Annotated in this window: 14 protein-coding genes; 7 read left to right on the forward strand and 7 right to left on the reverse strand. The window is 71.6% G+C overall.

The annotated features are described in order from the left end of the window. Positions 1 to 97 precede the first annotated feature (97 nt). Both ACIPFH_RS19160 and ACIPFH_RS19165 read left to right on the forward strand, forming a co-directional pair. Positions 98 to 466 (forward strand): hypothetical protein, encoded by a 369-nt coding sequence (locus ACIPFH_RS19160; protein WP_356258850.1) that lies wholly within the window; start codon positions 98 to 100, stop codon positions 464 to 466. Between the two features lie 170 nt (positions 467 to 636). Beyond that, a complete protein-coding gene (locus ACIPFH_RS19165) occupies positions 637 to 4,569 on the forward strand; it encodes a helix-turn-helix domain-containing protein (protein ID WP_401827820.1) in 3,933 nt (1,310 codons plus the stop codon). Between the two features lie 262 nt (positions 4,570 to 4,831). Here the strand turns inward: ACIPFH_RS19165 and ACIPFH_RS19170 are convergent, their stop codons facing one another. Continuing rightward, complete coding sequence (locus ACIPFH_RS19170) at positions 4,832 to 5,842, reverse strand: NADP-dependent oxidoreductase (RefSeq protein WP_401828079.1); 1,011 nt, start codon at positions 5,840 to 5,842, stop codon at positions 4,832 to 4,834. Between the two features lie 111 nt (positions 5,843 to 5,953). Here ACIPFH_RS19170 and ACIPFH_RS19175 point away from each other — a divergent pair, with 111 nt between their 5' ends. Next, a complete protein-coding gene (locus tag ACIPFH_RS19175) occupies positions 5,954 to 6,583 on the forward strand; it encodes a TetR/AcrR family transcriptional regulator (protein WP_401827822.1) in 630 nt (209 codons plus the stop codon). Between the two features lie 748 nt (positions 6,584 to 7,331). Here the strand turns inward: ACIPFH_RS19175 and ACIPFH_RS19180 are convergent. Beyond that, positions 7,332 to 8,573, reverse strand: a complete 1,242-nt coding sequence (locus ACIPFH_RS19180) for a GNAT family N-acetyltransferase (RefSeq protein ID WP_401827824.1) — start codon at positions 8,571 to 8,573, stop codon at positions 7,332 to 7,334. A gap of 196 nt (positions 8,574 to 8,769) precedes the next feature. Next, entirely contained in the window at positions 8,770 to 10,287 is a 1,518-nt protein-coding gene (locus tag ACIPFH_RS19185) for a hypothetical protein (RefSeq protein ID WP_401827825.1), read from the reverse strand. 470 nt (positions 10,288 to 10,757) lie between these two features. Between ACIPFH_RS19185 and ACIPFH_RS19190 the strand changes: the two genes are divergently transcribed. Then, positions 10,758 to 11,330 (forward strand): dihydrofolate reductase family protein, encoded by a 573-nt coding sequence (locus ACIPFH_RS19190; RefSeq protein WP_401827827.1) that lies wholly within the window; start codon positions 10,758 to 10,760, stop codon positions 11,328 to 11,330. Positions 11,331 to 11,515: 185 nt separating this feature from the next. On the opposite strand, the gene sigJ is transcribed toward ACIPFH_RS19190, so the two are convergent. Further along, positions 11,516 to 12,430: an RNA polymerase sigma factor SigJ gene (gene sigJ, locus ACIPFH_RS19195; RefSeq protein ID WP_401827829.1), complete on the reverse strand. Its 915-nt coding sequence runs from the start codon at positions 12,428 to 12,430 to the stop codon at positions 11,516 to 11,518. Positions 12,431 to 12,532: 102 nt separating this feature from the next. Here sigJ and ACIPFH_RS19200 point away from each other — a divergent pair, with 102 nt between their 5' ends. Together ACIPFH_RS19200 and ACIPFH_RS19205 are read left to right on the forward strand one after the other, a co-directional pair. Then, positions 12,533 to 12,931, forward strand: a complete 399-nt coding sequence (locus ACIPFH_RS19200) for a hypothetical protein (protein WP_401827831.1) — start codon at positions 12,533 to 12,535, stop codon at positions 12,929 to 12,931. Between the two features lie 571 nt (positions 12,932 to 13,502). Then, positions 13,503 to 14,696 (forward strand): PP2C family protein-serine/threonine phosphatase, encoded by a 1,194-nt coding sequence (locus ACIPFH_RS19205; RefSeq protein WP_401827832.1) that lies wholly within the window; start codon positions 13,503 to 13,505, stop codon positions 14,694 to 14,696. 206 nt (positions 14,697 to 14,902) lie between these two features. Here ACIPFH_RS19205 and ACIPFH_RS19210 read toward each other — a convergent pair whose 3' ends face one another. After that, positions 14,903 to 16,621, reverse strand: coding sequence for a SpoIIE family protein phosphatase (locus ACIPFH_RS19210; RefSeq protein WP_401827833.1), 1,719 nt, complete (start codon positions 16,619 to 16,621; stop codon positions 14,903 to 14,905). Between the two features lie 679 nt (positions 16,622 to 17,300). On the opposite strand from ACIPFH_RS19210, the gene ACIPFH_RS19215 reads away from it, so the two are divergent. Continuing rightward, complete coding sequence (locus ACIPFH_RS19215) at positions 17,301 to 18,146, forward strand: RNA polymerase sigma factor SigF (protein ID WP_401827834.1); 846 nt, start codon at positions 17,301 to 17,303, stop codon at positions 18,144 to 18,146. 89 nt (positions 18,147 to 18,235) lie between these two features. On the opposite strand, the gene ACIPFH_RS19220 is transcribed toward ACIPFH_RS19215, so the two are convergent. Continuing rightward, complete coding sequence (locus ACIPFH_RS19220; protein WP_401827836.1) at positions 18,236 to 18,682, reverse strand: ATP-binding protein; 447 nt, start codon at positions 18,680 to 18,682, stop codon at positions 18,236 to 18,238. A 316-nt stretch (positions 18,683 to 18,998) separates the two neighbouring features. Beyond that, a complete protein-coding gene (locus ACIPFH_RS19225) occupies positions 18,999 to 20,393 on the reverse strand; it encodes a M1 family metallopeptidase (RefSeq protein WP_401827838.1) in 1,395 nt (464 codons plus the stop codon). Positions 20,394 to 20,441 lie beyond the last annotated feature (48 nt).

Here is a 20,441-nt window from a genome sequence, read left to right on the forward strand (position 1 = left end):
CAGGAAACCCGTCGACCTCTCGGGACCCGGCCGCCAATCTGATGCCGAGAGACCGAGCACGACCTGCGACCAGGCAGGACGACCGCAAGGGGGAAACATGCGCAAGTTGTTCAGTGGGGCAGTCGCACTGGCCACCGCCGCCACCGCGATGGTGGCGCTGACCGGCACGGCCGAAGCCAAGCCGGCCGCCGACTGGGCCGGGTGCCCGTCCGGCGCCGTCTGTATCTACCCGCAGAACCAGAACCCCGCCCAGAGCCCGAGCCACATCTACTGGAGCTACGGGGCCCACAACCTGAGCAACCAGGTGGGCATGCACTGGGTCCTCAACAACCAGACCGGTGGCGCCTCGGCGGAACTGTGCCTGAACTACGGCGGCACGAACTGCAACTACACCATCGCGGCTCCTCCGAGGGGGGTGTGGGCCGACCTCACGCCGGTCAACTCGATCAAGCTGAACCGGCCGTAAGGCCTTTCTCACGGGGGAACGTCCGGAATCGCGTCCGCGGTTCCGGACGTCCGTGTTTCCGCCACACCTTCGCGCCATACCGGTGAAAGGCTTGATCAGTCGTCATATTGCGGCAGTACTCTGGATGTCGGCCGTTTCACGGCTCATGCGCGCGACACCCGGGGGATGTGGTGGGGGAGCAGCAGCACACCGGCGACCGATGTGAACCGCCACCGCCCGACGCCGCCGTTCCGGACTTCCCCGCCCAGCTGAGACGACTGCGCCGACAGCGTGGGCTCTCGCTGGCCGACATGGCACGGCAGACGCACTACAGCAAGGGCTACCTCAGCAAGATCGAGACGGGGGCGAAGCGGGCCACCCTCGACGTCGCGCGGCGTTGCGACCAGATCCTGCGGGCTGAGGGCGGACTGCTGCGGCTGCTGCCGCAGAACCCCGAAAATGTCGAGAACGCCGGCGATGCGGAGAGGACCGGGCGAACGGCGAAACCGGAGAACGCGGACGACACGCGGGCTGGGCGGGACGAAGGTGCCGTGCCCGGGCGTGGGGAGTTCGACGGTGTCTGTCCCTACCGGGGGCTGTCGGCGTTCACCGCGCAGGACGTGGGATGGTTCTTCGGCCGCGAGCGGGCCACCGCCGCGCTGGTCGAGAGGGTCTTCGAACGGATCGGCAGCGGGCCCCTGATGGTCGTCGCCCCCTCGGGTGCGGGCAAGTCGTCCCTGTTCAACGCCGGTCTCGTACCTGCCTTCCGAAACCCCGGCGGCTTCCCCATGCCGGGCGCCGAGCGGTGGCCGGTGGTGGAGTTCACGCCCACCGCGCATCCGCTGGAGGAGCTGCTGACCGGCGTCGCCAAGGCGCTGGACGGCGACCTCGGCGTCACCGTGCGACAGTTACGGGACAGGCCCGAGGCACTGTTGGAAGCCGTGCGGCGCACCGTGGACGACAGCGCCCGCGCCGACGGGGACAGACAGCCACCGCCGGTGCGTCCGGTGCTCATCGTCGACCAGTTCGAGGAGCTGTTCACGCTCTGCTCGGACGAGGACGAGCGACGGGCTTTCGTCCGGGTGCTGTGCGCCCTGTCGACGTCCCGCCGCCCGTCGAATCCGGCGGACGGATCCGGCCGTGATCCGGCTGTGGTGGTCCTGGGCGTACGGGCCGACCTGTCCGGCAGGTGTATTGAACTCCCCGAGCTGGCCCCGGTGTTCACCGATGGCTTGTTCGTACTGCCCCCGATGTCCGTCGCCGGATTGCGGGAGGCGATCACCCGCCCCGCCGACCTCGCCGGACTCACCCTGGAGTCGGGTCTCGTCCCGCTGTTGCTGCGCGACGCCGGTCTGCGCGACGAACCGGGAGGACTGCCCGGCGACGGATCGGATCTCGGGCGCGACCTGCCGGACGTCACCCCCTCCGGTGCGCTGCCGCTGATCTCCCACGCGCTGCTGACCACCTGGCAGCGACGCGAGGGCGCCACCCTCACCGTCGCAGGGTACGAACGCACCGGCGGGATCCGGGGGGCGGTCGCGCGGACCGCCGAGGACGTGTTCGCGGGCCTGTACCCGAGCGAGCAGCAGACGATCCGCAGGATTCTGGTGCGCCTGGTCCACGTGGCCGACGGCACCGGACCCGCCCGGTGCCGGATGAGCCGGGCCGCGCTGATGGAGCGGCCGGCCGACACGGACGGCGCCACGGCCGCCCTCGACGCCTTTGTGCGGGCCCGTCTGATCACCGCAGACCGCGACACGGTCGAGATCGCCCACGAGGCCCTGCTGCACGCCTGGCCCCGGCTGCGCGGCTGGATCAACGCCGACCGGGACGGACTGCTGATCCACCAGCAACTCGCGCACGCTGCCGACGAGTGGGAGCGCGAGGGAGGCGATCCGTCCGCCCTCTACCGTGGCACCCGGCTGGACACCGTCCGCGTATGGGCCGAGGAACTGGACGGCCGGAGCCGGCTCAGCGCGCAGGAGGAGGCGTTCCTGCGCGCGAGCCAGGCCGAGGAGGCCGACCGGCAGCGGCAGGCCCGACGGCAGATCCGGCGCAGACAGGGCACGCTGGCCACGCTGGTCGTGCTGCTGACCCTCGCCGTCGTCGCCGGAGCCCTGGCGTACCAGCAGCGCTCGGACGCGCTGCATCAGGAGCGGGTCGCCCGTTCCCGGGCACTGGCCGCGCAGTCCGCCTCCCTGGCCGCCGGCCAGCCCGAGGCTTCGATGCGGCTCGCCGAGCAGGCCTACCGTTCCCAGGCGACACCCGAGGCGCGCGGCGCTCTCCTCAGCACGCAGGCGCAGCCCTTCTCGGCCCGGCTCGGTGGGCACCGAGGGCCGGTCAACTCGGTGGCCTTCGCTCCCGACGGGCGCACGCTGGCGACGGCCAGTTCGGACGGCACGGTGACGCTGCGACGGCTTGCGGACCGCCGTACGACGGCCACGTTCAAGATGTCCGGGCAGGTACGGTCGGTCGCCTTCAGCCCTGACGGCCGTACGCTCGCGGCGGGTGCCACGAACGCGCCGGTGCGGCTGTGGGGCGCGGCCGACCACCGTACGAAGGTGGTGTTGCCTGCCGGCACCGGGGGCGCCCGGGCCGTGGCCTTCGATCCGCGGGGCCGCAGACTGGCCGTCGCGGCGGGCGATGGCACGATTCAGGTGTGGGACACGGTCCGCGGGCGCCGAGTCGTGTCCTTCACCGGTCACGTCGGGCAGGTCGACGCGGTGGCGTACGCCCCGGACGGCCGGACGCTCGCGTCGGCCGGCGCAGACCGGACCGTCCGGCTGTGGGACACGGTGCGCGGCCGGCCGTCGGGCGTGCTGGAAGGGCACAACGACGAGGTGTACGGCGTGGCGTTCGCGCCGGACGGACGGAGCCTGGCCAGCGGGGGAGCCGACCGGACCGTACGGCTGTGGGACCTGGCACGGCACCGGACGACCTCGGTCCTGACCGGGCACAGTGACGACGTCAACGCGGTCGCCTACACCCCGGACGGCGCCACGGTCGTCAGCGCGGGAGGGGACGGCACGACCCGTTTGTGGGACGTGCACAGCGGAATGCAGACGCTGACGCTCACCGGCCACACCGACTACACGATGGGCGTGGCCGTGAACGCCGACGGGACCATGCTCGCCACCGCCGGGTTCGACCAGTCGGTGGTGCTGTGGGGCCTGGGTGGGCCGGTGCTGACGGCCCGTCCGTACACCGAGATCTGGCAGTCCGCCTACAGCCCGGACGGGGGACTGCTGGCGACCGCCGACACCGATCACACGGTGCGGTTGTGGGACGTGACGCGGCACCGGACCGTCGCGACCCTGCGGGGACATCGCTCGGCCGTGTTCTCGGTGGCCTTCGCCCCGGACGGGCGGACGCTGGCCTCGGCCGGTTCCGACGGTACGGTCCGGCTGTGGGACGTGGCCGCCCACCGCCTCCGCGCCACGCTCCGCGGGCATCACGGGGACGTCTTCTCGGTGGCGTTCGCCCCGGACGGCGTGTTGCTGGCATCGGCGGGCGCCGACCGTACGGTGCGGCTGTGGGACGTCGCCACCCGCCGTCCCCTGGCCACGCTCACCGGCCACACCGACTTCGTCAACGGTGTCACCTTCAGTCCCGACGGGCGCACCCTCGCCAGCGCCGGTGACGATCTGACCGTACGGCTGTGGGACGTCGCGCGGCGCGGGCCGCTGCGCACGCTCACCGGGCACACGGGCGCGGTACGGGGCGTGGCGTTCGGCCCGGACGGTCGGACACTGGCGAGCAGCGGCAACGACGGAACCGTACGCCTGTGGGACGTCCGCAGGAAACGTCCGGAGGCGGTGTTGCGGGGCCACACCGGCTCGGTGCGCGGCATCGCGTTCTCCCCCGACGGCCGTCTGCTGGCCAGCAGCGGCAGCGACCGTACGGTGCGGCTGTGGGACGTGGCCGAGCGGCGGCCGTGGGCCACACTGACCGGGCACACGAACGCGGTGTGGGGCACTGTGTTCGCCCCGGACGGGCGGACGGTCGCCAGCAGCAGCAACGACGGGACCGTACGGCTGTGGAACCTGGACGTGCCGGCCCGGTTCGCCGCGATCTGCCGGCTGCGGCTGACCGGGGCGGCTGCTCCGGCGTGCTTGCCCACCTGACCGCGACCACAGCCCCCGTCGCGCCCGACCACATCTGGCCCGTTCTCAGGAACCCCTGGTGAGAAGGGGTTTCCCAGACGTTTCCCACTGCCTGTTCGGAGTCCGACGGTCCGGGCCGGACCGTGCCGGGCCGCTCCCGGACCCTCGGCATCACCGCCTCGGTCGGCCTTGACGCCGTCGAGCCGGTCCTTCGACCGCACGCACCGGGTCGCCTCGCGCGGCCGGCGGCGCACCAACTCCACGGGTTGCCGCGGTCGGAGCTCTAAGCGACCGTGAGCACGATCTTGCCCTGGATGTGGCCCCGGGCGGCGCGTTCGTGCGCTGCTCGGGCATCCGCGAGTGCGAACGTGCTGTCGATCGCGACACGGACCGTGCCCGCGTCGAGCAGGCGTCCCAGTTCAGCGAGCTGCGCGCCGTTCGACCGCACCTGGGCGCTCGAGACCGTGACGCCCAGTTTCGCGATCTCCTCTTCGTCGAATTCCCCGGGGAGTACGGGGAACTGGGCGCCGCCGCGCTTGAGTGTGCGCAGGAAGCGCCTGCTGCCGGGGCCACCGACGGTGTCGAGTACGAGATCGACGTCGTGCACGAGTTCCTCAGGACGACTCCTGGTGTAGTCGAGGAACCGGTCGGCGCCGAGCTCGGTCAGGAACGATTCGTGCGCGCCCGATGCCACCGCGATGACGCGAGCGCCCTTCCCCTTCGCCAGTTGTAGCGCGAAGTGCCCCACGCCGCCCGCGGCGCCGTTGATGAGCACCGCCGTGCCGGCGTCGAGTGTCGTCGGGCGATGCCGTGCCTTCTGGAACGGCGAGGGGTGATCATGCCCGGCCTCGATCAGGAACTGCCACGCCGTCAGCCCGGCCATGGGCGCTCCGGCGGCGTGCACGTGGTCGATGCCGGTCGGCTTGCGCGCGAGGTGTGAGGCGGGCGCGGCCACGTACTCGGCGTATGCGCTGCCGTCGAAGCTGGGGAAACGCAGAAGACCGAAGACTTCGTCACCCACGGCGAGCCCGTCCACGTCCGCGGCGACGGCCACGACGACGCCCGACACGTCCGTTCCCGGGATCACCGGCAGGCTGACCGTCGATTCCGTCTCCCCGGGCATGGTGGTATAGCCGCCGCGCAGGTACCAGTCCGGAGGATTGACGCCGACCGCGTGCACGCGGACGAGCACCTCACCCGGCCCCGGCTCGGGAATCGGCACGTCGTCATGACGCAGAACCTCGGGGCCGCCGTGCTCATGGAGCCGGATCGCCTTCATCGTATGTGTCGGCATCGTTTTCTCCTGCCCGCGCCGCGGGATAGACTTATTCGGATCAGTGCTCCACATAAGTGGATCACTGATCCGAATATATGGACCACTGATCCGGACAGTCAAGAGGGACAGATGCGGGCCGACGCCAGGAAGAACCGCGACCACGTGCTCGCAGTCGCGGGCACCGCCATCACCGAGCAGGGCGTCGACGTGTCACTGCGCGACATCGCGCGCAGGGCCGACGTCGGGCTCGCGACACTGTTGCGTCATTTCCCGACGCGTGAGGCGCTCCTCGAAGCCTTGCTCCGCACGAGCTTCGACGAGCTGACGGCAACGGCAGGCGAGTTCGAGACATCGAGTTCGCCCGAGGACGCTCTCGTTTCGTGGCTGCGCGACTGCGTCGCGTGGACTACCGAGTATCGGGGCGTGACCGTGCTGATGGCGGCCGCCATCGAGGACGCCGACTCCGCGCTCCACGCTTCGTGTGTCACCCTGCGCGCGGCCGGTGCGCGGCTCCTCGCCCGTGCCCAGGCCGTAGGCGCGGCGCGGGGCGACATCGACGGCACCGATCTGTTCGCCCTGATAGCCGCGCTCGCGTGGCTCAGCGATCAACCCTCGCTCGCCCCACGCGCCGATCACCTCTTCGAGGTTGTCGCGAGCGCGATCATGACGAATCCGGCGAGCACCGACACCGGGCGAACGCCGCCCCGGCCCGCGGCTGAAATCGTCGCGCACGCGGGGGCGTCGAACTCGCGGGGCTGACGAGTTCGGGTCGCCCGGTGGGCTTGACGGCGTGTCCGGTGACAGTGATCCCGAACCCCAGGATCGACAGCACGATCTGCAGCCACAGGTGTTTGCCCAGGCAGGTGTTGACACGTTCCACGGTTGCGGGCCCCTTCCGCGCGGATTCGCACGTCCGCGAACCCAGGCCCCGTTGGGGCGGTCCGCCAAGTCCACTTGTATGAACGGAAGTTGACGGCCCAGAAGTGCAACGGTCGCGTAGGCCGTGTCGGGCTGGGGCGGGCTCTCGTACCGAACGGTGTTTTGGCCTACCCGCGGTACCGGACGTACCAGACCTCACATCACGTCAGGCCCCGCACCGCAGGCGCCGACGTTACATTGCCAAGCACGCCGCCCGGCTCCAGGCCGCCGGGTTCACGCCGCTGACGGACGGGAGCGGGAGAGTGCGGTATGTGCCGCCCGGTGGGCAGCTTCCCGGACACGGCAATCCGTTCGCCGGAGGGGCGTAGTCGTCCGACGGTGGCACCCGGGTCGGCGTGAACACCGGGGAACCTGCAGCCAGGCCACCCTTGCCGAGCGCGCACCGGACTCCGAACCGCATTGACTCACCCGCACGGGTGAGCAGCGAGTGCACCCGGGACACCCGCCCGCGCCAGGCGCACCGTCCCGCCGAGCCGCCAAGGCGCGCCGGCCCACGCGGGCGGGCTCAGCGCGGGCGGGGTGAACGAGACGGCTCCTGAGGGAGGTTGCGGGTTCGGCGGGCGCGTGGTCAGAACCAGTGCAGGCAGTGTGGGGGACGCTCGGCGCGGAAGAGGGCGTCCGCGAGCGTGGCCACGCCCGGGCGGTGGGCTCGGATGTGTCCGGCCCGCACGAGTGTGCTCGGGGCGGTGCCGCCGAGGTAGACCGAGCCCAGGTCGCTCACGTCGAGGGAAAGGTCGGGGTCCCGGTCCGTGGGGACGCAGTCGGCCTTGCCGTCCCGGACGGTCAGCAGGTAGCGGCCGTGCTCGCCGAGGAACGGATCGTCGACGTCGAGGACGAGCTCGCCGTCCGTGAACCAGCCGCGCGCGGTCAGCGCACGCGGGATGTCCAGCAGTCGCACCCACAGCCAGTCCGTGTCACCGCTCACCTGGCCGGCGCGGAAGTCCGCGAACTGCCAGCGCAGTGGGTGCCCGGGCGGGAAGTGCTTGAACACGACCTGAGCGACCAGGTCATGTCCGAGCACGAACCGGGCCAGGGTCGTGAAGACGGCGTCGTCGGTCGCGATCGTCTCGTCGACCGTCAAGATGTCGGCCTCGAGCGAGTAGCCGGCGTACCCGTCCGGGACGCCGTCGGCGTCCCGGTGGAGGGCGACGTAGCGCGGCGTCGCGGAGACGGGGGGTTGCCCCGCGCCCAGGGTCCACCAGCGGTGCGGTCGCGACAGCGCGCCGGGCTGTGCGCGGCGGTACCGGTCGTAGACCTCTTCCAGGATCTCGCCGCACTCGGCACGCCGCAGCAGCTCGACCGAGCCGGTGTCCGGGCCGGCCCCCGAGTCGGCCGCCGGGGTGCCGGTCGTCGCGTGCGCCCGGGGGAGGGCGAGGGCGCCTCGGTGGCGCGGGACTGTGAGCCGCTGCGTGTAGGTCGCCGGTCCGTAGCCGAACCGGCGGTAGATCACGGCCTCGGAGGCCAGCAGGACGGAGAGGAACTCCCCTCTGGCCCGCAGCTCGGTCAGTTGATGCCGCATCAGCGCGCGGCCCACGCCCTGGCGCCGGTGCGAGGGCAGAACGCCGACGGCGCTCACTCCGGCGGCCGGGGCGAGGGTCTCACCGGGCAGGGTGAGCTCGAAGGTGTACGCGCCCGCGGTACCGACGGGCCGCCCGTCCGCCGTCGTGGCGAGCAGGCCGCGGTCCATTTCGAGCGCCGACCACCACAGTCCGCCGCCATCGGTCGGGGTTTCCGGGAAGAGCCCGAACGCGGCATGCAGTGTGTCGACGAAGACGTCGAGGTCCTGCTCGGTCGTGGGACGGATCTCCATCGCTGCCGCTGCCTTCCCGGTATACCGGACGCCACGGTTCGTGGTGTCCCGCCACAGTGCAGCGTCGCCCCGTGACCAGGTCAAGCCAATTACGGCCGGGCCCGCGGCCGGCCACAGAGCCCGGCCCCGGCCCGGACCCGAGAAGTGGGGGCGGTGGCCGGGGGTGGGATGCGGTGGTCGGGCTCGGCGCCGGAGTTCACCGTCGGTGCACCAGATCCGCCATCACGGCGGGCGGCAGGGACGGGTTGGCGGCTGCTGCTTCCACCACCTCGTCGTCCGCGTCGGCGAGCAGCTCCAGGATGACCTCCGGGGGCAGTGCCGGGTGGCCGGCGGCGAGGGGGCCGGCCCGTCTGTCCGCCAGGCAGACGAGCAGTGCCGGGGCCGTCGCCCCGGGATGCCGGGCGACCTCACGGAACACCTTCCGCACCGTCGGCTCGTGGCGGACCAGGTCCTCCAGCAGTGCGGGGGGCGCGTCCGGGTTGGTCGCCACCTTGGCCAGGACCCGGGCGCCGTGCCGGTCGACCATGGCGCGCAACTGTGCTTCGGTGAGGCCGGGGTGCGGGGCGAGGGCCTTGACCACCTTCGCGTCGGGGTCGTCGGCCAGCCGGTCGCGTACGGCGGGCGGCAGATCGCGTCGCTGGGCCACGAGCATGCGGGCGGCCGGCTGCGCCGATGTGGCCAGCTCTTCGACCTCGGTGGGGGAGGCGGCGGCGATACGGGGCAGCAGGGTGGCGCCGATCCTGGCAGCGCCGGCCAGGTCCGTCAGCACGTCGAGCGGTACGCGGGGGTGGCGTGCAAGACCGCGGCGCACGTCGGGATCGGCGTCGCCGGCCAGCGCACGGATCAGGGCATCGTCGATCGCCGGGTTCTCGGCGAGGTCGGCGCGGATACCGGGAGTGGGATCCGCGGCGAGCCGTACGCACACCTTCCGGGGCAGGTCGTGGCGGGCGGCGAGGGCCCGGCGCAGCTGCGTCGACGGATGGTCCACGTAGCCGACGACGGCTTCGACAGGGGTGGCGGGATTGCGCAGCGCCGCATCTCGCATGTCGTGGACGGTGGACTCGTGGGAGCCGTCGCAGGAGGCGCCCGGCGGCAGATCGCAGTCACGCCGTGGGCACCGCGGATCGTGGACGAAGGGGACTTCCTCGCGGTCGCAGACCAGACAGTGTCGCGCCGCGGGCATCCCCTGCCCGGTCACCAACGCTGCCAACGTGCCCGGGGGCGTCGCCTCGTTGGCCGCCACCGCGCTGCGGACCTCGGCGTGCGGGTGCGCCGCCAGCCTTGCGGCCACCTCCGGCGTGGTCCACAACGCGAGCTCGGCGACGACACGTACGTCGGGGTCGGTCGCGAGCGTGTCCACCACGTCGGACGGCAGGCCGGGGCAGGCCGCCAGTTTCTCCCGCCGCTCACGGGCCGGGTCCGCCGCGAGGAGACGCGCCCACTCCGGGCTGCCGGCACCCTGGTCGAGCAGAGCGAGCGCGGCATCCGGCCAGACAGCGGGATCGATGTCCGCGGCGCTCAGCCGACCCTCGTACGCGAGCGGCACCGCGCTCTCGCCGACGCGCTCGGCCAGCGCGACCGCCTGTGCGCGACTGAGGTCCGCGCGACGGTCGAGGCCCAGGGCGATGTCCTCGTCCGCGAGGGAGATGAGCCGGTCGACCAGCTCGGACGGCAGGGCCGGATTGGCGGCGAGCCCGCACAGTATGGGATGCACACACGCATCCTGCCTCGGGCGTGGATGACGAGCTCGGGATTTTCGATGCCGGCGAGCCGATGGCTGGCGGCGGGACGCCTGGACGAATCCATCCCTGCCCGCGGTGGCCGCGGAGCAGCCGCAGCTTGCCCCCTGTTGGCGGGTCACTCGAAAGGCGTGGTCGGTGACCGGCAGCGCGGCTGCTGCTCGGCGGACACCGTCGCCGCGGGCACGGGACCTGGCACGGGGCAGGGGCCGTGCCAGGTCCGCGGCCGGGCATGAGCGGCTCCCCAAGACGGCGGGTCTTCAGGGGCTCGCACCGGCCGGACGGCCCGGGCCGCTGGGCGGGACGGGCGAGGCCGATGAGTTTCCCCGTGATCCGCGGTCAGAGATGATGATGGGCGCGCCGGAGCCGCGAGTGTGGTCGAAGCGTGCACCGATCGCATCTGCTGAGAACCGGACACCGGACACCAGACACCGAGGAACCTCACATGCGCACCCTGATCAGCACCGCCTTCATCTCGCTCGACGGCGTCGTGGAGGCCCCGGGCGGCGAGCCCGGTTACCGCAACGCCGGGTGGACCTTCAAGGACATCGAGTTCCTCCCCGAGGCCTTCGACATCAAGGGCCGGGAACAGAAGGAAGCCGCCGCGATGCTGATGGGCCGCATCAGCTACGAGGCGTTCAGCCCTGTGTGGCCCGCCATGGAGGACTTCTCCGACTACAAGGTGATGCCCAAGTACGTCGTCTCCACCACCCTCACCGAGGACGATCTGGTGTCGAACTGGGGTGAGACCACGATCCTGCGCTCACTCGACGACGTGGCCGCGCTGAAGGACACCGAGGGCGGCCCGATCATCGTCCACGGCAGCGCCTCCCTCAACCAGGCGCTGTCGGACGCCGGCCTGATCGACCGTTACCACCTGCTCGTCTTCCCGCTCCTGCTCGGGGCGGGCAAGCGGCTCTTCAGTGGCACCGACAAGGACACCCAGAAGCTGAAGCTCGTCGAGCACGAGGCCTACGCCAACGGTCTGCAGAAGAACGTCTTCGACGTCGTCCGCTGACGAGTCAGTCCGGGCCTGCGGAGGCGGTCCAGCGGCCGCCGTCCACCGGTTACGCCGACGAAGTGGGGCGTGACGGCGGTGATGCGGGCACGCGGGAGCACTCGAAGGGCTGTCGTGCCTCCGGCCGCACTGCGGCCGGAGACGAGTGCCACCACGGTGTGCGGCTGTGCATTCCCGCGGGCCGGTCAGCCCTCGCGCGCCCACAAACGCAGTTTCTCCGGGTTGCGGACCGCCCAGATCGAGGCGATGCGTCCGTCGCGGACATCGAACGAGGCTACGGTCATCACGACGCCGGCCCGCTGGGCGACCAGGCCCGGCGCGCCGTTGACCGACCGCTCCAGGAGTTCGAGCCCGGGAGCCCTGTCGGCGATGGCGGCCATGTAGCGGGCGATGCGGTGGCCGCCCTCGATCGGGACCAGGGCGGTGGACGCCATGCCGCCGCCGTCGGCGGTCATCACGGCGGCCGGGTTGAGGAGATCGACGAGGGCTGCGATGTCCTTCGCCTGCCATGCCTCTTTGACGTGCCTCACCAGGTCGGCCTGGCCGTTCGCCGACACCGGAGTGCGCGTGAGGCTCACCCGCCGCCGGGCGGAGGCCGCCAGTTGCTTGCACGCCGCGGGAGTCCGGCCGAGGACGCCGGCGATCTCGGCGAACGGGTACCGGAAGACGTCGTGCAGGACGAACGCCACCCGCTCGGCGGGCGTCATCGACTCCAGGACGACGAGGAAGGCCATGGCCACCGACTCGTCCAGGAGGATCTGATCGGCGGGGTCCGCCGGGCCGGTGGGGCCGGCGCCGCCCGCGTGGTCCCACTCGGTGCGGTCGGGCAGCGGCTCGGGCAGCCACGCGCCGACATAGCGTTCACGACGGGCCCGCGCCGAGCCGAGCAGGTCCAGGCAGATGCGGCTGGTCACCGTCGTCAGCCAGGCGCCGGGGGACAGGATTTCCTCCTGTCGGCTTCGCGGCAGCGCGTACCAGCGTGCGTAGGCGTCCTGTACGGCATCCTCGGCCTCGGTCACCGAACCGAGCAACCGGTAGGCGACGTTGATGAGTTGGCGTCGCTCGCCGGCCGTCTCATCGGCGCTCCCGACGATGCCCATGTCTGTGGCCGTCCCCTCGCCTTACCTTTCGCGGGCCCGTGTCGTCGGGCTGGTGAGACCTTATCGATCTACCGCCCGAGGGCGGAAAAGGGGGACTGCGACATGGCCACTGAGGCGACGGAGACGGCGACGGGGACGGGCAACGCGAACGCGAAGGCACCGCGCGGCTCCTCGTTCCTGCAGATCGCGATCGTCCTGCAGACCCTGACCATCTTCCTTCAGGCGGTCTCCGCCGGACTGCTGCTGACCTCGTCCTACGGGGAGACGCTGCACGGTGTCGGAGCCCGTGTGATGTACGGGGCGTCGATGCTGTACGTGCTCGCGGCGGTGCTGGCGTGGAAGCCGGGCGGCGGCTCGCCCCGGCCGGTCTGGCACGCGTCGGGTTTCCTCGTCCTTGCCTCGGTCCAGGTCGTGCTCGGCATCGCGCACGTTCCGTCGGTCCATCTGCCCCTGGGGGTGCTGATGTTCGGTCTGAGTGTGCTGGCGCTCGCCCGGCGCTGAACTCCGGCACGAGGCCCGCCCGGCACCAGCCGGCCTGCCGTCTTGCGCATGGCCCGACCCGCTGCTCCGGGAGGTCACTCGCCGGTCCGGGCGATCACCCGAGACAGGTGGACCGCGCCTTCTCCGGCGGGCCCTGACGCGGCTCCCCCTGGTCGGTCACTGCTCGGTGTCCGTCATCCCGAACGTGTTCCCGAGGCCGGTGAGGAACCCCGGGGTCGTCGTGCAGCAGCCGCACCGCCCGCGCGAGTTGCCCCTGTGCGCAGGGACACAGGGCCGGCGAGCGCAGTGGGGGCGCCGCACCGTGGCGGTCGGCGGCGGCGAGCGCGTGCGGCCCGGGCTCCTCCGCCAGCTGACCCTCCCGTCCGGGCCACAGCCCGTCGGCCCTGGCATCCGGGGGCGGTGCCCGGACGCCGCCGGACGCCGCTGCCGGGCACGGCCGCGGCGAACGCCGAGGCCTGATGACCGCCCGGCCCGCTGCTGTGACCCGCCGCTCTGACCAGGCAAAATAGGCAGAACAGGTGATGTTGCGAAGACTCGGGGAAGAAGTTGCGGCAACAGACAGGAGGTTGCTGTGGAGGGTGGAGATCTTGAACTGGGCGAGTTGCTGGCCGCTGCGGAAGCGGCCCCGCCCGGTGAGTCCATTGACGTCGTGGCACACGACCTGCAAAAGCGGTTCGGTGCCGAACGCGTGTCCTTCCTGTTCGTCGACCTCATCGGCCAGCGGCTGGTACGCCTCGCCGCGGCCGGGAGCGAGGCCGCCGACCGCGCCGAGCCGATCGACCTGCAGGGAAGCGTCTACGACAGCGTTCTGCAGAACCAGCGCCAGCATGTGGAACCGGACGGCCAGGGCGGACGGCGCGTCATCACGCCGGTCACCAACCGCGGCGACTGCATCGGCGTCCTGGAGGTGACCCTGCAGTCCGCCGACGACACCGTGCTGCGCCAAGTCCGCGACGCGGCACACGCGTTGGCCTACATCATCGTCACGGACCGCCGCTTCACGGATCTGTACCACCTGGGTCGGCGCACCACCGAGACCAGCCTGGCCGCGGAGATCCAGCACCAGCTGCTTCCCTCCGCCCCCTGCTGCGAGGCGGCGCAGTTCACTCTCGCCGCCGGGCTGGTCCCGGCCGACGACATCGGTGGCGACACCTACGACTACACCCTCGACCGCGACACCCTGCACCTGTCCATCACCGACGCCATGGGCCACGACACCAACTCCGCGCTGCTGGCCACCCTGCTGGTCGGCGCACTGCGCCGGGCACGCCGCAGCGGCTGCGACGCTCTGAAGCAGGCGAACCACGCCCACCAGGCCCTGCTGAGCCACAGCCGCGGCCTGGCCACCGGTCAGCTGCTGTGCGTCGACCTCGCCACAGGCCTGTGCGAACTGGTCAACGCCGGCCACCCCCGGCCGCTGCGGCTGCGCGACAACGCCGTCGAAGAGGTCAGACTCGCCGCCAACCTGCCCTTCGGCGTGGCGGCGCCCACCTCCTACCGCGTACAGGAGCTGCAGTTGCGTCCCGGAGACCGCCTGGTCCTGCTCACCGACGGAATGCAGGAACGCGGTGCCGCGGCAGTGGACCTGGCCTCGGTCGTTCACGACACCCGCATGCTGCATCCGAGGGAAGCCGTCCGGAGCCTGACCGCCGCGGTGCTCGACGCCTGCCACGGCAACCTCAAGGACGACGCCACGGTCCTGATACTGGACTGGCACGGCGACCGCGGCCGGCCGGCCGAATCCAGACCGGACCCGCGGCGATGAGCCGCAGGTCCTGTCCGGTCACCGCCGGGACGGGCGACGGGCGGCCGGCAAGCGGGCCGACAGGGCGGTGGCCCGGGGCTGACGGGTCAGCCGGCCGCGACCGGCCTCACCGTGACAGCTGGGGCCGGCCGCGACCGGACCCAGCTGTGACGGTGCGCCCGGGCCGAGGCCGTCAGCCCGTCGTCCCGCGACCGCGGCGCCGGGGGTCACGGCCGGGTGGGTACCCGTAGGGCGAGGAGGGCGACGTCGTCGTCGTTGGCGGCGGGGCGGACCCGGCGCAGCAGCTGGTCGGTGAAGGAGGCCAGTGGACGGTGGGCGAGGGCTGCGGCATGCCGGCGCAGCTGGTGCAGCCCGTCGTCGAGGGTGTGGCCGGGTTCTTCGATCAGGCCGTCGGTGTACAGCAGGAGGGTGGAGCCGGGCGGCAGCAGGGCGGTGGCGTCGGTACGGGGTTTGCGGGCTCCGGTGCCCAGGAGGATGCCGTGGCCGTCGGTGAGGTAGTCGGTCAGACCGTCATGGCTGATCAACAGGGGCGGTGGGTGGCCGGCGTTGGTCCAGGACAGTTTCCATTGGCCGGCATCGGACTCTTCGACCCGGGCGAGGATCATGGTGGCCATGGCGACGTCGGTGATGTGCATGACCGCCTCGTCGAGGCGTTCGACGATCCGGCTGGGCGGCTCCCGCAGGGCCCAGGCGTAGGCGCGGAGCATGTTGCGCACCTGCGCCATGCCGGCCGCGGCCTCCAGGTCGTGGCCGACGACATCGCCGACGGCCAGCGCCGTGGCCCCGTCGGACAGTGAGAAGGCGTCGTACCAGTCGCCCCCCACCTGCGAGGCGTCGGGCGCGGGCAGGTAGCGGACCGTCATCTGCAGCCCGGGCACGCGCGGCATCTGGGGCAGCAGGTGGTTCTGCATGGTCTCGGCGACCTTGCGCTGGCGCTGGTAGAGACGCGCGTTGTCCAGAGCCAGGCCCGCGCGGCGGGCGATGTCCTCGATCAGGGGGAGATCGACGGTGGCGAAGTCCCCCGGTTGCTTGGCGCGTCCCAGGGTCAGCGCACCGAGGACGGCGCGGGTGCTGCGGATGGGCGCGATGGCCGCGGAGTGAATGCCCGTGGCGTCGAACAGGCGGCGCTGTTCGACCGCGATTCCGGAATCCGGCGGGCCCTGGTAGGTCTTCGGTCCGGCCACAGTCGACACGACCCCCCGCAGGGCCCTGGACAACGGCATCGGGGACTCCTCGGGGACCGGTGGCATCGGCCCCTGGAGTCCCTCGTGGCGCACCAGGGCGTCACCGTCCGCCTCGGCCACGACGGTGCGCCACACCTCGTCGCGCTCGGTGATCAGATCGATGATGGCCCAGTCCGCCAGCCGGGGCACCACCAACGTCACCAGCCGCCGCAGTGCCTCGTCGACATCAAGGGTGGAGGTCAGCTGGGTGGTGGTGGCAGCCAGCAGGGCGAGCCGTTCGAGCTCGGGCAGCAACGCGGCCGCGGGCGCCTGCCGCGCGTCGGTTTCCCCCGGACGGCGGGCATGGAAGACGACGAGCGTGCAGTGTTCGGGGCCGTCGAGGCCGAACGGGGTTATCAGCCACGAGATGGGCAGCACAGAGCCGTCGCCGTGCGCGAAGTAGTCCTCCTCGCCCTGAGCGGTGCGTCCGGCGTGAAAGGCCTGCCGCATACGGCACTGGGTCCTCGGCAAGGGGTGGCCGTGGGCGTCCCGGTGCAGCAGGTCGTGCGCGTCATGGCCGATGAGATCTTCGGCGGGCCGGTCCAGGAACCGTTCGGTGCGGGAGTTGACGGCGATGATGCGGCCTTCCTCGTCCACCAGGTAGGCCCCGGTCCCGATGGCTTCCAGTGCCTTGACGAGCGCCGCGGCAGGTGTCACCAGGGGCCGCTTCCCGTGGGTCTGCGCATGTTCCGGTCCTGCCATGCCTTGATCTCCTTGTTCGACTGGTGGCACGCCCCTCGACGGTAAGCGCCTTTCCCGACTGCCCCGACACCCGATGCACCGAGCCTCGCCCTCACCGGGCGGCCCCGCAGCCGGGCCGCCAGGGCCCGGACATCGGCCAAGAAGGTGCCGTCCGAGAACAGAGTCCTTCTGGCAGCTCCGGCATCTTCTGGCAGCTCCGGCATCGAACCGGATCTGAGCCGCGCCGGCTGCCGGCAGCGAGATGCCCGCTGCGGGTCGGCAGGGCCGAGGTCGCAGGCACCGAGGCCGGCGGTCCGGCAGGCGCCGAGCCGGCGCCTGCGGACGGAACACCGGCCGGGCCCGGCAGGCCGCCTTGTGCTTCCGCCTACCCCGGGTGAAGGCGACCAGACCACCGGGTACGACGGGGCCGGTTCCGTCCGCCCGAGCTCGAAACCGGCGCGCACCGGCTCCGCACGCCGTGGCCCAGGCATACCTGCCCGGTGAGCGTCTCTCCGACCGACCGGTCCCTCGGTCCCTCGGTCCCTTCGCCTACCGGATACCGGGCCGGTTCAGCCGTGTGATCCCTCCTCCTTTCGAATGGGTGGGGGCATGGATGCAAAATGAGGGGGTAATCGCGCGGCTGTGCCGGTTGTATCCAGCCGGCTGCGGTGGTCGGTTTCGATGGTGGGAGGGGTACGTCATGGCGCTCATGAGCGCGACGGCTACGGACACGCAGATGCGCGAGTTGCCGGAGGTCGCTGATCCCTCTCACGTCGCGCCGAGGGATGCCCGCGAGCTGTCCAGGCAGTTCTTCGACCAGCTTGCGCTGCTGGAGGAAGGCACGCCGGAGCACCAGTACGCGCGCAACACGCTGATCGAGATGAACATGTCCCTGGTCCGCTTCGCGGCCGGCCGCTTCCGCAGCCGGGGGCCGGAGGAGATGGAGGACATCGTCCAGGTCGGCATGATCGGCCTGATCAAGGCGATCGACCGGTTCGACCTGTCCCGTGAGGCGGAGTTCACCTCCTTCGCCATTCCCTACATCGTGGGCGAGATCAAGCGGTTCTTCCGCGACACCACCTGGGCCGTGCACGTGCCCCGCCGGCTGCAGGAAGCCCGCGTCCAACTGGCCCGCGCCACGGAGGAGCTGCGCAGCCGCCTGGGCCGCACCCCGACGGTGAGGGAGCTGTCGGAGCTGATGAGCCTTCCCGAGGAAGAGGTGTGCGAGGCCCGCCTGGCCGCGAACGGCTACAACTCCTCCTCCCTGGACGCCACCCTCAACGGCAGCGAGGACGGCGAGGCGGCGCTGCAGGACTTCATCGGCGCCGAGGACCAGGCTCTCGAACTGGTGGAGGACTTCCACGCCCTGGCCCCGCTGATCGCCGAACTCGGCGATCGGGACCGGCAGATCATCCACATGCGGTTCGTGGAGGAACTCACCCAGGCCCAGATCGGCGAACGGCTGGGCGTCTCGCAGATGCATGTCTCCCGCCTGCTGTCGCGCACCCTGGCCCGGTTGCGCGACGGCATGCTCACCTCTCACTGAGAGGGCACCCGGGCGCGGCGTGCACACAGGCCCGTCGGCGGACGGCGACTTCCCCGGCCGGCATGCGCGGCCGTCGCCGAAGACGCCGGCTACCCGGCGGGCCTGCGCAGACGCAGGTGGGCGACAATCTGTTTGCCCCGCTCCAGGGCGATCGTGTGCAGGTGGTCGCACAGCCTGGTCACCAGCAGCAGGCCGTGCCCGCCGATACGGCGGGCGTCGGGTGCGCGCAATTCGGGCGGCCGAGGGGAGCTGTCACGCACCGTGATGCGCAGCAGGGCGGCGTCAGGCGTCACCTCCAGCGCCAGGCCGCCCGGACCGGGCGCGTGGCGCAGCGCATTGGTGACCAGCTCACTGACGACGAGCTGGGCGTCCTGGCTGGGCCGGTGGTCAGGGTGGTGGCCGACATCGGCCAGCAGGGCGCGTACGGCCGCTCGGGCGTCCGCGATCGATGCGTCTGTCGTCTCCCAGGCGGCGCTGAATCGCAGGGCCGCGGGTTCCTGTTCATCAGATGCCCGGTTTTTAAGCGGGGTGACCATAGAACTCTTCCCGTGGGTCGTCCTTGTTCTTCATCCAGGTTGTCGTTGTCGCGTAAATCCGCATACCCACTGTCGCCTCGTTCATGAGGCACGTACCCCTGCCCGGCTGACCGGCGCGGGGCCGGAGGCGACGACCGGTGAGCACCCGAGCGCACCGCTGACCGCCACAGGACGGCCGACGGCCGGCTGCACGAGCAGAGATCACTGAACACGGCGGACCGGGGTAGTCGGACGGTCGACGACGTGCGCCGTATCGTCCGGTCCTGACAGCCGTTCCTGGCCTACGCGGCCGTGGCGGGCGACAGTCCCGTCCGCCTCACCGGATGCGGTGGGTCTCCCAGAAGGGGCCGAGGTCCTCGTCCGTCATGGACTGGGCGGCCTTCTTGAAGTCGGCGGTGGTGGAGACGCCGTACCAGTGGTCCTTGGCGTACCGCTCGAGGAGTCGCGCCATGGTGTCGCGGCCGAGGACGCGTTCCAGGTCGGCCAGGGCGCAGGGCCCGGCCGTGTAGAGGAGGTGGTACTCGCCGCGGTGCTGCGACCAGTAGGTCATGGAGGCGGTCAGCGCGGTGCTGTCGTCGGGCCAGTAGACGTCCGACCAGCAGTCGCGCGTGTCCCAGCCGTAGAAGCGGTAGTTGGCGTACTGGGCGAAGCTCTCGTCCAGCCACGGCGAGGTGTATTCGTCGTTGCCGACGATGCCGTACCACCACTGGTGCGCCACTTCGTGGACGACGGCACTGCCCTCCTCAGTGGTGCCGAGGAGGACGAGGCCGGGGTATTCCATGCCGCCGCCGAACCGGCTGGTCATCACGAGGTCGATCTCGCCGTAGGGATAGCGGCCGAACTCCCGCCCGAACCGGTCGATCGCGGCGACGGCGTCCGTGCGGGTCAGGCGCACGCCCGTGGCAGGGGTCCCGGGCGCCCAGTACGACTTCACGCGCACGCCCCCGGGCGTGGTCTGCGTCGCCGTACGGAACGGGCCCGCGGCCCACGCGAAGTCCCGCACCCGGTCCGCGACGCTGAGGGTGACGGTGCGGCCGGGGCGGCCGGACAGCGTCCGGGTGAGACCGGTCGCGGGCACTTTGAGGGCCGACGGGTGGTCGAGACGGACCCGGAAGTCGCTCGTCAGGGTGTGAAAGCTCTCACCGAGCGCCACGTACGGGTCGAGGTGCCACCCCTTCGCGTCGTGCACGGCGAGCACCGGCAGCGCGTTGCCGAGGAAGCGGTAGGCGCCTTCACGGCCGAAGCGGGCATTGCGGCCGGGCACGGTGATGGAGACATCGAAAGCGACGGACGTCCGCTCGCCGCGCGCGAGCGGCTTCGGCAGGGCGATGCGCAAGGCCGTGCAATCCACCGCCGAAGGCCCCGGTGCACCACCGCTGACCCTCGACACGACGACGGGGGAGGGTGCACCGGGCGTGCCGCACTTGTCCTCGCCGTTGCCCCACAGCCGCAGGTACACCTCACGCAGGGACCGATCGGAGGCGTTGCGGAACGACACCCGCTGCCGTCCGCTCCAGTGGCCGCCGTCAGCGTCGGAGCGCAGAGTCACCTCGTAGCGAGCGCGATCGGGTGTCGCCGCGGCCCCGGACGCCGCCGGCCCCGCTGCCGCGCCGGCGTCACCCACACCGGCGCCGACCGCCAAGAGCAGCACGAGCAGCACGACGAACAGACGACGACCGGGCACGGGCGACCACATGGCTGACGGCGACATGCCGGCCGATACTGCCACAACACACCGGCCATAGAAACGACTTGGGCG

Source organism: Streptomyces sp. NPDC088157, assembly GCF_044741545.1.
Taxonomy (GTDB): Bacteria; Actinomycetota; Actinomycetes; order Streptomycetales; family Streptomycetaceae; genus Streptomyces.

Bases quoted from the DNA above. Each gene is read 5' to 3' on its own strand.
- ACIPFH_RS19160 (WP_356258850.1), top strand. From the start codon at position 98: ATGCGCAAGTTGTTCAGTGGGGCAGTCGCACTGGCCACCGCCGCCACC.
- ACIPFH_RS19170 (WP_401828079.1), bottom strand. From the start codon at position 5,842: ATGCCGACACATACGATGAAGGCGATCCGGCTCCATGAGCACGGCGGC.
- ACIPFH_RS19175 (WP_401827822.1), top strand. From the start codon at position 5,954: ATGCGGGCCGACGCCAGGAAGAACCGCGACCACGTGCTCGCAGTCGCG.
- ACIPFH_RS19180 (WP_401827824.1), bottom strand. From the start codon at position 8,573: ATGGAGATCCGTCCCACGACCGAGCAGGACCTCGACGTCTTCGTCGAC.
- ACIPFH_RS19190 (WP_401827827.1), top strand. From the start codon at position 10,758: ATGCGCACCCTGATCAGCACCGCCTTCATCTCGCTCGACGGCGTCGTG.
- sigJ (WP_401827829.1), bottom strand. From the start codon at position 12,430: ATGGGCATCGTCGGGAGCGCCGATGAGACGGCCGGCGAGCGACGCCAA.
- ACIPFH_RS19200 (WP_401827831.1), top strand. From the start codon at position 12,533: ATGGCCACTGAGGCGACGGAGACGGCGACGGGGACGGGCAACGCGAAC.
- ACIPFH_RS19210 (WP_401827833.1), bottom strand. From the start codon at position 16,621: ATGGCAGGACCGGAACATGCGCAGACCCACGGGAAGCGGCCCCTGGTG.
- ACIPFH_RS19215 (WP_401827834.1), top strand. From the start codon at position 17,301: ATGGCGCTCATGAGCGCGACGGCTACGGACACGCAGATGCGCGAGTTG.
- ACIPFH_RS19220 (WP_401827836.1), bottom strand. From the start codon at position 18,682: ATGGTCACCCCGCTTAAAAACCGGGCATCTGATGAACAGGAACCCGCG.
- ACIPFH_RS19225 (WP_401827838.1), bottom strand. From the start codon at position 20,393: ATGTCGCCGTCAGCCATGTGGTCGCCCGTGCCCGGTCGTCGTCTGTTC.